Source organism: Acinetobacter sp. TTH0-4 (assembly GCF_015602665.1).
Taxonomy (GTDB): Bacteria; Pseudomonadota; Gammaproteobacteria; order Pseudomonadales; family Moraxellaceae; genus Acinetobacter; species Acinetobacter albensis.
Window position 1 is genome coordinate 2,574,688 of sequence record NZ_CP059079.1, and the last position, 13,635, is coordinate 2,588,322.

At 39.8% G+C, this 13,635-nt stretch carries 9 protein-coding genes; 4 read left to right on the forward strand and 5 right to left on the reverse strand.

What is annotated here, in order from left to right; genetic code table 11:
* The first annotated feature begins 72 nt into the window (after positions 1 to 72).
* The 3 genes from H0S58_RS12040 (at position 73) to H0S58_RS12050 (ending at position 1,743) form a co-directional block, all read left to right on the forward strand.
* On the forward strand, positions 73 to 1,041 hold the full coding sequence (locus tag H0S58_RS12040; protein WP_092720492.1) for a DnaJ C-terminal domain-containing protein: 969 nt from the start codon (positions 73 to 75) through the stop codon (positions 1,039 to 1,041).
* 11 nt (positions 1,042 to 1,052) lie between these two features.
* Positions 1,053 to 1,391 (forward strand): chaperone modulator CbpM, encoded by a 339-nt coding sequence (locus H0S58_RS12045; protein WP_053578905.1) that lies wholly within the window; start codon positions 1,053 to 1,055, stop codon positions 1,389 to 1,391.
* An 85-nt stretch (positions 1,392 to 1,476) separates the two neighbouring features.
* Positions 1,477 to 1,743 carry a YdcH family protein gene (locus tag H0S58_RS12050; RefSeq protein ID WP_053578906.1) on the forward strand — a complete coding sequence of 89 codons (267 nt, stop codon included), beginning with the start codon at positions 1,477 to 1,479 and terminating at the stop codon, positions 1,741 to 1,743.
* Between the two features lie 86 nt (positions 1,744 to 1,829).
* On the opposite strand, the gene H0S58_RS12055 is transcribed toward H0S58_RS12050, so the two are convergent.
* The 3 genes from H0S58_RS12055 to rpsO form a co-directional block, all read right to left on the reverse strand.
* Positions 1,830 to 3,065 (reverse strand): magnesium transporter CorA family protein, encoded by a 1,236-nt coding sequence (locus tag H0S58_RS12055; RefSeq protein WP_092720494.1) that lies wholly within the window; start codon positions 3,063 to 3,065, stop codon positions 1,830 to 1,832.
* Between the two features lie 185 nt (positions 3,066 to 3,250).
* A complete protein-coding gene (gene pnp / locus H0S58_RS12060) occupies positions 3,251 to 5,338 on the reverse strand; it encodes a polyribonucleotide nucleotidyltransferase (RefSeq protein ID WP_195727618.1) in 2,088 nt (695 codons plus the stop codon).
* Positions 5,339 to 5,595: 257 nt separating this feature from the next.
* Positions 5,596 to 5,865 (reverse strand): 30S ribosomal protein S15, encoded by a 270-nt coding sequence (rpsO, locus tag H0S58_RS12065; RefSeq protein ID WP_053578909.1) that lies wholly within the window; start codon positions 5,863 to 5,865, stop codon positions 5,596 to 5,598.
* Between the two features lie 248 nt (positions 5,866 to 6,113).
* Between rpsO and H0S58_RS12070 the strand changes: the two genes are divergently transcribed.
* The gene (locus H0S58_RS12070; RefSeq protein WP_053580264.1) at positions 6,114 to 7,412 is read left to right on the forward strand and encodes a serine hydrolase domain-containing protein; all 1,299 of its coding nucleotides are present in this window, start codon (positions 6,114 to 6,116) and stop codon (positions 7,410 to 7,412) included.
* A gap of 687 nt (positions 7,413 to 8,099) precedes the next feature.
* On the opposite strand, the gene recD is transcribed toward H0S58_RS12070, so the two are convergent.
* Together recD and H0S58_RS12080 are read right to left on the reverse strand one after the other, a co-directional pair.
* Positions 8,100 to 9,863 carry an exodeoxyribonuclease V subunit alpha gene (recD, locus tag H0S58_RS12075; RefSeq protein ID WP_195726639.1) on the reverse strand — a complete coding sequence of 588 codons (1,764 nt, stop codon included), beginning with the start codon at positions 9,861 to 9,863 and terminating at the stop codon, positions 8,100 to 8,102.
* A 73-nt stretch (positions 9,864 to 9,936) separates the two neighbouring features.
* Positions 9,937 to 13,635, reverse strand: coding sequence for a UvrD-helicase domain-containing protein (locus H0S58_RS12080; RefSeq protein WP_195726640.1), 3,699 nt, complete (start codon positions 13,633 to 13,635; stop codon positions 9,937 to 9,939).

Genomic DNA, 13,635 nt, shown 5'->3' on the forward strand with positions numbered 1-13,635 from the left:
GATCTACACTATTGCATTTTGATGAAAAGCATAATAATCATTAAAATATAATCAATGACGGCTTTTTAATTTATGCCTAAAAATCATTATGAAACCTTAGGTATCCCCCGTGATGCCACGCCTGATCAAATTAAAAAAGCTTATCGTAAATTGGCACGAAAATATCATCCTGATGTCAGTAAAGAAGCCAATGCTGAAGAACAGATGCAAGCCATTAATGTAGCATACGACACTTTAAGTCATGCTGAAAAAAAGAACGAATACGATTTTCAACTTGATCATCCTGAAGCATTTTCGCAAACAGGCGGGTCTAAAAGTGGTGCAGGCAGTTATGATGATGCACAATTTTATCGTCAAGGTGGTCATCAGCAGTCGTCTGACTTTAGTGGTTTTGAGGACTTATTTGGACGCTTTGGTTCAGGCTTTGGAGGAGGAAATTACCAATATCAAAATCAGCAAAGACAACAACAACGCAGTTATGCGGGTGAAGATCAACATGCCAGTATCGAAGTCGATATACAGGTTGCTTATGAAGGTGCTACACAGCAAATTACTTTACAAATTCCATCCTTAAATGCTTATGGCGAACCTGAAGTCCAACGTAAAACTTTACAAGTTAAAATTCCAAAGGGTATGAAAGAAGGTCAGCACATTCGTTTGTCAGGGCAAGGACAATTGGGTGTAAATGGTGGGAAAAATGGTGATCTTTACATTGAAATTCATTATAAAAATACAGAACAGATGCGAGTCGAAGGTGCCGATATTTATGCCACTATCACTGTGACACCTTGGGAAGCAGCACTCGGACAAAGCATTGAAATCCTCACCCCTGCAGGGAAAAAAGTTCAGGTAAATTTACCTAAAAACAGCAAGACTGGCCAACAATTACGATTAAAAGACCAAGGGATACCAAATAAAACATCAGGACACCTCTTCCTTGTGTTAAATATTGTCTATCCAACAGTGCAAAATGAACATGACCAGCAGGCTTACCAAGCTTTCGCAGAAGCTTTTTCAGCATTTAAGCCGCGCAATGCTTAAGGAGAAGAATCATGACCACTATTCGTTATCGTGAAATTATCAGTGATGGATTTAATCATGCCGAAATTGTCGATGAGCATCACATTTTTGACTTAAAGCATTTTGCTGATGCTTGTGGTCAAAGTCCTGAATGGATTTTGCAACTTCTTGAATATGATATTTTAAATACCCGTCCTGAAGAACGGATTCATCAATTTTTTGGTGATGATGTATCACGTGCACGCCGCGCCTATCGTTTACAACGTGACTTCGATGCCAGCTTTTCTGCTGTCGCCATGATGCTTGATTTAATTGATGAAGTTCAACAATTGCGTAAACAAGTCAGACATTCAAATTTTAAAGATGCGTAATGAAGTCGCTTAAACCCACTGTACGGTTTTAAATGAGCCGTACAGGTTATTTTTATTATTCAACCAGTGAGAATAATCTAGGCCTATGAAAACTAAAGAATGTAATAAAAAGATAAAAAAAATGTTTCCTGAGCATCAGGAACTCATACAGAAACTTCGACATGATGATCCACATTTTGCCAAAATCTTTGAACATCATGAAGAGCTTGATAAAGAGATTACCCAGCTTGAGCTGAATCCCGTCAATTTAATTAATGATGACATAGAATTGCTGAAGCGTAAAAAGCTAAAAATGAAAGATGAAATTTATAAAATATTGACACAGACCACTCAGTCGAGTCCTCTTTCTTAAAAGTGACCCTGTTTGAGTCTTAAACTCAAACAGGATGTCTTAAAATATAATCTGTTGAAGGTAACGCTTTCTATCACGGGAAAGCTTTACTTTAATTTGGTGAGTTTCTCAACTTCTTTCATGGTGTCTTTAACCGATTGTTTAATTGGTTCATACTCAAGAAACCAAAGTAAATTGACGTGTTGACCTTTATGCTGCTGTGCCAAAAGATCAATCACGCTTCTTTCACCGCGTCCGACCAAATGTCGGCGATAAAAGTAATACAACAATAAAATCGTGGTGATCAGCATGATCATCAACATGCTCCAAAATCCGATGGGTGATTTTAAACCTGGAATAAATTCAAAGTTCATTCCATAGATACCTGTTAATAGAGTTAAAGGCGCAAAAATCGCGGTAATGATGGCCAGAATTCGCATATTTTCATTGGTCTGATTGGCAATTGCCGAAAAATGTAGATCAATTGCTGCTTGAATAGATGCCCGCAGCCGCATGGTATGCTTTTGAATTCGCTCAATATGGCTCACCAAATCATTCATCCGAACCAACATGATATCTTGTCGTTCTGACTTTTTTTTGCCTTTTAAATGTGGATAATTATCTACAATTTCATCTCGCAGCTCTTGCAAGGCATCCATCTGCTCTTCACAGAGATTTTCGACTTGTTGAAAAGCCATATTTTCTTGTAATAACTGATTCCACTTGGTAAAGCGACGGTGCCCCTGCAACAATTCCTGTTGCCAAAATTCGACTCTGCGGGTCAATGGTACACGCAAATCCAAGTAACCATCCACCATGCTATTGAGTAAACGTAAACATAAATCAAGTGGCGTAGCTGGAAGCTTTCGAGGTTTACTTTGTTCTTGAGCAGAACGACTAAAGTGAATTTCAAGACGGGAAATATAGTTTTCTACTGCTTTATTGCCCTGTTCACGAACAGTAATAAGTACCTGTGAATTAACAATAAAGCTAATCGGTGTTGTTGCTAAACCAAACAATTTTTCGTGCTGTTCAATGGCTTGATCATCCGCTTTGATTTCATCATCTGGAGTAATCAATTTACGAAAAATCAGTAAATCGTAGTCATCCAGACTATCTAATACACACGGATGCTCTAAATTCAAAATATCTTTGACATGAAATTCATTTAAACAAAAATGGCTATGGGGAAAGAGTTCTGTTTGCCACACTTCTGCACGATTGACCACATCTTCTCGGGTACATTCAATCCAAACAAATTCAGGTTCAAGCGCTTCATTTTTTTCTTTTTGCACAAAAACATGATGTTCTGTCGGATGTAAATAGAAGTAATAAACCTGCATTTCAACAATTCTCTCATCATGTTTTTTGTTTATTGGATAGGTTTTCTGCTGTTCAGCTCTATCATATTCAGTTTAAAAGTATGAGCTGAGAGAAAAACTTAAGCAATCCAATCTTTAAGTCTCATTTCAATTTACTTTAAATTAAAAAAACCCGCATTACGCGGGTTTTTTTAAACAAGCAACAATTATACTTGTTCGATATCTTTCATCGTTAACTTGATACGACCACGGTTATCAACATCAGCAACTTGTACTTTAATTTCCTGACCTTCTGTCAATACGTCTGCAACATTGGCAATACGTTCGTTAGAAATTTGAGAAATATGAAGTAAACCGTCAGTACCTGGCATAATGTTTACAAACGCACCGAATTCAACAATACGAATCACTTTGCCCATGTAAATTGTACCTGGTTCGATTTCAGCAGTAAGCGCCTGGATTTTAGCAACCGCAGCAGCTGCAGCCGCTTTAGTTTCACCAAATACGCGAACTGTACCGTTATCTTCGATATCAATCGCTGCTTTAGTTTCTTCAGTGATTGCACGAATAGTCGCGCCGCCTTTACCGATCACATCACGGATTTTATCCGGGTTGATGGTGATCACTTGGAATGTAGGCGCATGCATAGAAATTTCAGGACGAGCGCGTGAAATCACTTGGTTCATGGCGTTCAGGATGTGCATACGACCCGCATAAGCCTGGTTCAATGCAGCTTCCATGATTTCTTCAGTGATACCTTCAATCTTGATATCCATTTGAAGCGCAGTAATACCGTTTGCAGAACCGGCTACTTTAAAGTCCATGTCACCCAAGTGATCTTCATCACCCAAGATGTCAGAAAGAACTGCGAAACGTTCGCCTTCTTTCACTAGACCCATTGCGATACCCGCAACTGGCGCTTTAAGTGGAACACCTGCATCCATAAGTGATAATGAAGCACCACATACAGAAGCCATTGAAGATGAACCGTTCGATTCAGTGATGTCCGATACAATACGGATCACGTACGGGAAGCGGTCAGCTGGTGGCAGCACGGCTTGAACACCACGACGCGCCAAACGGCCATGACCGATTTCACGACGTTTAGGACCAGATTCACGACCTGTTTCACCTACAGAGTATGCAGGGAAGTTGTAATGCAACATGAAGTTGTCAGTTTTAGTCCCTGACAAAGTATCAACCATCAATGCATCACGTGTGTTACCCAAAGTTGTAGTTACCAACGCTTGAGTTTCACCACGTGTGAATAATGCTGAACCGTGTGCACGGTCAAGAACACCAACCTGTACATCTAGACCACGAACAGTTTTCGTGTCACGACCATCAATACGCGGTTTACCAGACAAGATGTTGTCACGAACGGTACGGTATTTAAGGTCTTCGAATAATTCGTTCACTTCGTCAGCAATACCCGTTTCGTCATTTTCTGGAACGAACTGTGCAACTGCTTCAGCATAAAGTGCATCAAGCGCCGCATAACGGTCTTGTTTAACTGCAATTGTGTATGCTTCAGAGATTTTCGCTTCGAATGCTTCTTTAAGTTTGCCAAGAAGTTCTTCGTTCTTGGTTGGAGCAACCCAAGTTGATTCAACCGCGCCAGCAGCAGCTGCAAATTCTTTAATTGCTTGAACAGCAATTTGCATTTCATCATGACCAAAAAGTACAGCACCTAACATTTGGTCTTCTGAAAGTTCTTTCGCTTCAGATTCAACCATTAGTACCGCAGATTCAGTACCTGCAACCACAAGATCAAGATCACTCTCTTTCAGTTGTTCGTGGTTTGGATTTAAAATATATTCGCCGTTGATTAAACCAACGCGAGCACCTGCGATAGGGCCACGGAAAGGAACACCCGCAATTGACATTGCAGCTGAAGCACCGATCATTGCAGCAATGTCAGCATCCATAGTCTTATCAGAAGAAACAACAGTCGCTGTTACTTGGATTTCGTTATAGAAACCTTCTGGGAACAATGGACGAATTGGACGGTCAATAAGACGTGAAATTAAAGTTTCAGCTTCAGACTGACGACCTTCACGTTTACCATAACCACCTGGAATACGGCCAGCAGCATATTGTTTTTCTTGATAGTTCACAGTCAGTGGGAAGAAGTCTTGACCCGCTTTTGCTTTTGGTTGAGCAACAATTGCTACAAGAACGGTTACACCGCCCATTGTAATCACAACGGTGTTTGCTTGACGCGCGACACGACCTGTTTCAAGTACAACTGTATGTTGACCGTACTGGAATTCTTTACGAATAATATTAAACATCGACATGTATTTTTGTTTCCCGATTTTATTCTAGTGGAGACCCCTAAGGTTTGACATTCACATTACTCAAATGTAAGCATAAATGACAAAGCTTAGAAGCCGACTTCACCAGATTTTTTAAAAACACTAATTAAAGACACAAAGAAGGAGCGAAACATTCGCCCCTTCCCTTTTACCTAGCCGAAGCGAGGCAGACTTTGTTTTTCAGTCTGAAAGCATTCAAAAATGCAATCGTCCGAAAAATAAGTTTAATCGAATTAACGACGTAAACCTAAAGCAGCAATCACGTCAGTGTAACGAGTAGCATCTTTACCTTTAAGGTAATCAAGAAGCTTACGACGTTGGTTAACCATACGGATAAGACCGCGACGGCTATGGTGATCGTGTTTGTGTGCTTTAAAGTGACCTTGCAAATCATTGATTTGAGCAGTCAATAAAGCCACTTGTACTTCAGGTGAACCAGTGTCGTTTTCAGCACGAGCAAATTTAGCAACGATTTCTGCGCGATCTGTATTTGTTAAAGCCATTCGATTTCTCCGAGATGCTTATTTATATTGATAAAAATCAAAGTAATGAGAATTCAAAACTCTGACTGCCGTGCATCACTACAGCAAGTCGCCTATTTTAAGTGATCTATCGCTATATTGCAAAAATGTTTTATGTTCGCGGGCAATTCGGCAGCTGACAATCTGTAATAAAATTGGCAAAATTATATTCATCTATGTTCAATCATTGATCACAGAAACAAAAAAAAATGAAAAAATTGCGAGGGAATGTGAAAATTTTATCAACCAATACCTGTTATGTACCGAATGACCTCAATCAAGTGATTCGTACTAAAAACGAAGTCGCAGCTGACTTGGGGGGTATGACCGAAAGACAAATTCAAAATATTTGGAATAGTGTCGAAAATCTATATAAAACAGGAAATTACCCTTTAGTCACCTTATGTTTACGTCGTAAGGGGCAGATTCTTTTAAATCGTAGCATCGGTTATGCACAAGGAAATTCACCCAATGGCCTCGCACCCGATGCCAAAATCGGAACGCCAGACACGCCTGTGTGTTTATTTTCCGCCTCGAAAATGATTACCGCCATGTTGATCCATATGCTTGATGAGCGCGGTGATCTAAATCTACTCGATCCGATTAGCTATTATATTCCTGAATATGGAGTAAATGGTAAACGTCGTGCCACCATTTTCCATTTACTCTCTCATCGTGGTGGTATTCCGCGTATCGAAAGTGAAGTTACGCCAGAGCTGCTGTTTGACCAAGAAAAAATTTTAAAACTTCTGTATGCAGCTAAACCTGTTTCACCCTCAGGTAATCATCTGGCTTACCATGCAGTCACTGCAGGCTATATTTTAGGTGAAATTGTTCAGCGCGTCACAGGACAAAGTGTTCAAGCCTTTTTACATGAACAGATTGAAAAACCGATGGGTCTAGATTATTTCAACTATGGTTTAAAACCTGAATATCGTGCAGATGTGGCTTTAAATTATGCAACTGGTTTACACCCACGTTTAGGCACAGACCATTATTTGAATCATGTGTTGGGAGGTGGTTTACAACTTGCAGTCGATGTGACCAATGACAGCCGATTTATGGATTCCATTTGTCCCGCAGGCAATATTTATACCAGCGCGGAACAAGCAGGTCGTTTTTTTGAAATGCTGTTAAGTGGAGGGGAATATCAAGGCAAACAAATCATGAGTGCTCAAACTGTGTTCCGTTCTACTCTACCGACTTCTGGCATTAGCCTTGATCGTACCTTGTTAGCACCTATGCGCTATGCTTTAGGACCCATGCTTGGCAGTAATCCAGTCGGTTTATTTGGACCAATGACAGGGCAAGCGTTTGGACATATTGGTTTTTCAAATATTTTATGTTGGGCTGATCCTGAGCGTGATATTAGTGTTTCCCTATTAAACACAGGGAAATCAGTGGTGGGTACACATTTACCCGCATTGGCAAAAACGCTTTATCAAATTTCAACCAACTGTCCAAAAATTCCTAAAAATCAACGTCGTTCGCTTTTTGCAACCGATCGTACAGAAACAGATTTAGTCTAAGTCTTTAATGTGCTTCTATTTTAAATAAAAAAAAAGCCCAAGCAAGCTTGGGCTTTTGTGCGCTGTAGTTTTCTTATATTTTAATTGTTATTATTTTATTTATAGTCATGATATGACGCGTTCTCGCGATTCTTGTTTTAAACCATCCATGTTTAAACATATCCTTCCCTCTGTGATACATTTTGCCATAAAGGATTATGTAGAAAAGACGACTTTTACATATCTTTGTGTAAGCTTTTGCGTACGTTTTTTAATTTTTTGTTTCAAATGCCAATATGTATTTGAAAAATATTATTAGGATACAAAGACTAAATAAAAAATAAACCATGCTTTTTTTTCAGCACTCTGATTCAACTAAAAAATAGAAAGTCGCATCTGATTTTTATTTTAAGGTATAAGGTTTTGCAAATCATTTTATAAAATAAGGCTATTTTTAGATATAAAAAAGCCCTGTAGTCTCTCCCAAAACTACAAGGCTTAGCGGCTGTAAGTTTCCTCTTTTCCTTACTTCACTGTAAGTTCGCTGTCTCTCGACCTTTTTATTCTGTTATGGCGATTATGCTCAACATTCCGTGTTGAGTTTTTATGTGAGGCCATCATCTCAAAAACATAGCTAAAGCTCTATGCGCTAATTTCTCGAATTGGTGTAAGCTTTTTCGTACAAAAGCCCATATTTATTAATTAATCTTAATAATTAATAATTCTGTTAATTTTATCTAATAAACCACTGGTTCTCGAACTCCCATGAGTCAACGATTGTATAAAAGCATCTTGATCCACCAGCAAAGTGAGTCCCCTCTTGGCACGAGTAATCGCGGTATACAACAACTCCTTACTCAGCAAATTCTTGGCAGAGCGGTCAAGCACCACTGCGGTATGGGTAAATTCTGAGCCTTGTGATTTATGAATAGTCATCACAAAAGCAGTTTCAATACTTTTAGGCAAGCGTGTCGCAAGAACCCATTTGTCTAAACTAGGAAAATATACCTCAAACTGGCTTTGGCCTTCTCGATTGCGTTTAAAACAAATACCAATATCACCATTCGATAGCCCAAGCTGATAATCGTTATAGGTCATCATGACGGGACGTCCAACATACCAATCTCCCTGCTTTAGCATGAATAGAGATAAACTGGCCAGCAGACGTTGCTCAATCTGTTGATTTAGCTGCCTTAAACCTAAATTTCCATGACGAATAGCAGTTAAAATACGGTAATCATCGAAACATTTCAGAACCTTACTCATCCATAACTCAGGTTCATCTGCAGTTAAATAATTTTTTAATATTTCAATATAGTCTTGATAACCGAACATAAGCTTGTCGTAATAAGGCGTCCAATCCACTGGTTTAGACGTATCTTCTGTTAGATATTCCCATTGAATGTGGTCTTCCATTTCAGGGGTTAAACTCATGGTTTCAATTTGGGTTGGGCCAACCACTTGAGTAGAGAATTTTTCTAATAATGCTACATGGTTTTGAGTAAATTCTTGCAGCTGTATGAATTGTGCCATTTGCCCAATTAAAGCGCCTTCTTTAAAACGGCGACTGGTCAGTAAATTGACACGATTGTCTGCTAAAGCAGCGACCTGTTGTAAGTCCGCCAATACAGAACCCACATCTACTGCAGCCAATTGATCGGCATCCCCCAATAAAATTAAACGAGCATGCTCAGGCACAGCCGCAAACAACATTTGCGCTAAACCCAAATCTAGCATTGAGGCTTCATCTACGACTATTACATCATACGGCAAAGGTTGTTTAGCATGAAACCGTGGCTGATTATTGCTGTTCAAACCCAATAAACGATGCAAGGTCACAGGATTGAGTTGTTTTAGATCATTGGTGACCCAGTTTTGCAATTTTTCATCATTAAAAGAATGCTGTAGTGCTTCTTTCATCCGCTGTGCCGCTTTACCTGTCGGTGCAGCCATCGCAATTCGAATATTCGGTATGGCTTGATTCAGTACCGCAATTATGCGAGCCAAAGTATAGGTTTTTCCTGTACCTGGCCCGCCTGTAATGATATTTAAGCCCTGTCTGGCGACCATGTGTAAAGCTCGAATTTGATGTTCATCGCTCAAGAGATTGGAATAATCGCCGATATCAATTGGGTCAATCGTTTGCTGTTTTAAACGGACCACTTGCTCAGCCAAAGCATGTTCCAATATCCAATAACGATACAAGTACAAATGCTGCTGATCAAATACAAAAGGAGCAATCTCTTGGGAAGCATCAGCAGCACAAATCACTAAATTTTGCAGTGTATCGACTTGTGCTTGCGTTGCGGGAATACAGCTGTTGCCATTTTGAATGGCTTCGAGTACTTGTTCAATGATGTCACTGTATATTTCGCTCTGTGTACCTTGAGTAAAAGGTTTTTGGCGAATAAACCGACTCCAAGTGCCAATCCATTCAGCGCTTTGGTGCTCTTTATCCTGTTTATTTTCCACACAGTTATCCTCAAAGTTATCCACAACTCAATCTATTGTTTAAAATCGCTTAATCATGTTGAGTTGATTATTTTCAGGTTTTTTCTTCAATAAAACTGCCCAACAAAGCATCAAGTCGTAAGATGAACTCCACCTCAGGTTTCCAATGATAAAAACCATCTGAACTTTGCCCATTCATACCGCGCAAATACAAGTAACTTGCGCCACCTAAATGCTGTTCAATATCATAACTCTGCATTTTCACGCTTAAATAACGATGTAGAGCCACCAAATATAAACCTGCCTGTAACCAATAACTGGCTAGTGCCATGCTTTGTCTAATTTCAGGCGCTGTATAATGCGATTGATCTGTGCCTAAAAAATTACTTTTATAATCGGCAATGTGATATCGCTGACCATCAAAATAAACCAAGTCAATTGAACCTGTTAGGTAACGAGCAGAATTGGCTGGATTAAAATCCAGCATTTCAATGCCATATTCTGCATATAGCTGATGAATCCTGTGAATTGCTAACACATGATCGGATAAAGACAAATAAAATGGAAATTCAGCCAAATATTCATGTGCATCCAGTTGGTTCAACTTAAAATTTTCATGTAAAACCGTCGTTAATACCTGCTCCAACCATTCGCTGATCCAAAGAATCAGCTGCTCTTCATCTTGCTGCGGAAAATCCTGTTCATATTTATTGAATAATTCGAGCCATAAGACAGGATAATCATTTTTAAAACGGCGACGAATTTCTAAAGGCCAATCTTTTGAGTCTTGAAAATCAATATGTTCAAAAATTTCATGTAAAAAAGTCCCTGCTACGGTTCCCATTGGAAAGTTTCGTTTAATCCATGACAGCGGTTGGATCGGAATACTTTGAATAAATGCTGTGCGATGCATTTCATCCGCTGCACGCATTGTTTTTTCAGCGTCTACCGCCAAAGCATCTATGACCTGTTTACGGCTTAAATGCTGGGCCAAGGCACTAAAACTGGTTTTTGATCGTGGATAAAAACGCTGTGCTGGAAATGCCAAAGCATAGAGTGGCAAGAGTTCTTGAATTTTTTTCGCCACTAACTTCACAGGTTTTTCGCTTAATACTGCTTCATCACTACTGGCAGGATGAGCAAAAGATTGGTCCGCTTGTCCACGCCAAAATGCCAGTCCATGTGTCGATTTCCCTTGTTGGTCATGTAGCACAGCGTAGACGCGATGGCTGGCTCGCGTTAACGCCACATACCATAAACGATGTTGCTCAGCTTCCACCCGGGCATTGTGCTGCTCAATAGCATGGTCTGGGAGTAAATTTTTATCATTAATCGCAACTACACGTTGCAGTTCGACTTTTCCTGTTAGGGGATGAACATGCTCAATCGTGGAAAAATTCAACGTTTTGTTTATTTCTCTAGGCGGTTTATCCGCACCCAGCAAAAATACAATTTTAAATTCTAAACCTTTAGACTGATGAATGGTCATCAGTTGTACGCCTGCCTCATTTGAAAGTTTACGCTCAAGCTCCCACTCTCGTTCCGCAGGTGATTGCAGTTGTTTTAAATACCAATAATATAGCTTTTGTGCACCCTGATAATGTTCACTGTGCTGACTCAGCAATTCAGTCAAATGACGTAAATTCACCACAGTTCGCTCATTGTCTCGGCTTTGAGTAGCGACCAGATTTTTCCAAATTTTGAATAAATTTAAACAGTATTGCCAAGCGGTGAGAAAGCCTCTTTCGACCCACATTTCACGAATACAGTCAAAATCATAAATAAATTGACTCAGTCCATCGGCTTGAGTTTCCAACTGAATGAGTTGTTGTAAATTAAAACCCAACAAGCGACTGAGTAAAGCACGTTTCACTTTTGCTTCATCATAAGGATGCATGATTGCAGTCAATACCGCCCCTACATCTTTGGCCACTTGATGATCGAAAACACTACGCTTGGAAGGGCGATTGACCCGAATGCCCAGACGCTCCAATTCGTATTGAACTTTATCTAAACCCGTATGGTTTTTTGATAAAATCGCAATATCATTTTCAACGAGCGCGCGAGCTTCTATTGCTTCTGCCAAATAAAGTTGTGCTTGAATCCCTTGATTTAACAGTTCACGGATTTTCCATGCCACTTGAATGGGTTCTTCATTTTTATCATTTAACAATAACCAGCGTAAGGGTTGGTGGTTTTCACCCTGTGCATCCATCAGCGGTGGATGGCTGCGTTTCCCTGCCTCAACAGGACTATAACGAACCTCCTCACCAAAATCCATTTGCCGTTGGAATAAAGCATCGACCACATCAACCAAGGCTTGGACTGAACGATGATTATGGCGCAGGCTATATTGCAAACCTTGTTTAGCCAAAACGTCAGCACGGGCTTGGTTATACGTCAGCATATCACCACCGCGAAACCCATAAATGGCCTGTTTGGGATCGCCCACCATAATCATACAGCCTTGGGTATAGCGTTTGGCATCACGCCAAATTCTGGCGAGCATGTTATCTTGATCTTGGTTGGTATCCTGAAATTCATCGACCAAAATCAGTGGATAACGTGCCTGTACGTACTGCGCAAAACGCTGTCCTTGTTGCCCTTGCAAAGCTTCTGACAAAGTACGAATTTGTTGGGCAAAAGTAGTTTCATTTTTTTGTTGCAGCATTTGCGGTAAACGTTTTTTGACTTCACGACTTAAATAAAACTTTAAATAGGCATCCAGTACATCGAGATCCATATTCAGTTTAGATAATGCTTCACAAAATACTCGCAAACTTTGAATAACAGCATGCTGTTCAAACTGATGTAACACATCTTCGGCGCATTTATTCAGCACTTTTTTAGTGGCCAGCTCATTCAAATGCTTTAATGTCTTTTCAAAATGGGGTGCAAATAAAGCATAGCAACCTTGTTGTGCCAAAGCCTGAAGAAAGATAGGTAAATCATCACACAAAGTGCGTTGCATTAAAGCATCGGTACGCCATTTTTTCGCCACTACGGCATGATATTGTCCTTCAGGTAAATAATATTCACTTAAAGTTTCGATTAACTTAAGATCTAACTGAATAAAATGATCAATCACCTGTTCAAACTGACTTAGGTCTAGCACTGGCGGGCTCACTTCCTGAAATTGAGCCGATGCGAAATTCAGGCTATTTTCAACCACTGGAATATAAGCTTCTTGCGATTTGAGTTTCTGATTCAGCAGTAAATAATTCACCACCTCTTGAGGTTGTGATTGGATCCATTCACGTAATACATCATGAATCAATTGATGGGTATAGCGCTTCGCATCATCGGTGATATCCGCACGTTCAATTTTGCCACTTTCAAAAGAGAATTCACGTAATAACTTTTGACTAAAACTGTCCAATGTTCCGACAAAAAGCTCATCTAACTGATCAATCACCAATTTGAGACGTTGTTGAGCAAAATCAATCCGAGTCGCATAATCGTGTAACACTTTTTGCAATAAAGGGTCTGTTTCAGTAGTCATTTTGACTTGAATTTCTGCCTCTGTCAGGGTTTGACAGGTTTCAATATAACGTAAGGTTTGTACCAGTCGAACCCGAATCCGATTTTTAAGCTCTGCGGATGCCGCACGGGTAAAAGTGGTGGCAATCACTTGATTCGGCAAATAAGATTCTAAAAAAATTCGAACCATTAAACTTGATAAAGTAAACGTTTTCCCCGTTCCTGCCGAAGCTTCAATCCAATGTAAACCCTTAAATTGCATGTCTGCAATGGGGTCAAACGAGACCTTATTTAATACTTGAGGATGATTCAT

Coding starts and splice junctions, on each gene's coding strand:
- H0S58_RS12040 (WP_092720492.1), top strand. CDS start 73: ATGCCTAAAAATCATTATGAAACCTTAGGTATCCCCCGTGATGCCACG.
- H0S58_RS12045 (WP_053578905.1), top strand. CDS start 1,053: ATGACCACTATTCGTTATCGTGAAATTATCAGTGATGGATTTAATCAT.
- H0S58_RS12050 (WP_053578906.1), top strand. CDS start 1,477: ATGAAAACTAAAGAATGTAATAAAAAGATAAAAAAAATGTTTCCTGAG.
- H0S58_RS12055 (WP_092720494.1), bottom strand. CDS start 3,065: ATGCAGGTTTATTACTTCTATTTACATCCGACAGAACATCATGTTTTT.
- pnp (WP_195727618.1), bottom strand. CDS start 5,338: ATGTTTAATATTATTCGTAAAGAATTCCAGTACGGTCAACATACAGTT.
- rpsO (WP_053578909.1), bottom strand. CDS start 5,865: ATGGCTTTAACAAATACAGATCGCGCAGAAATCGTTGCTAAATTTGCT.
- H0S58_RS12080 (WP_195726640.1), bottom strand. CDS start 13,635: ATGAATCATCCTCAAGTATTAAATAAGGTCTCGTTTGACCCCATTGCA.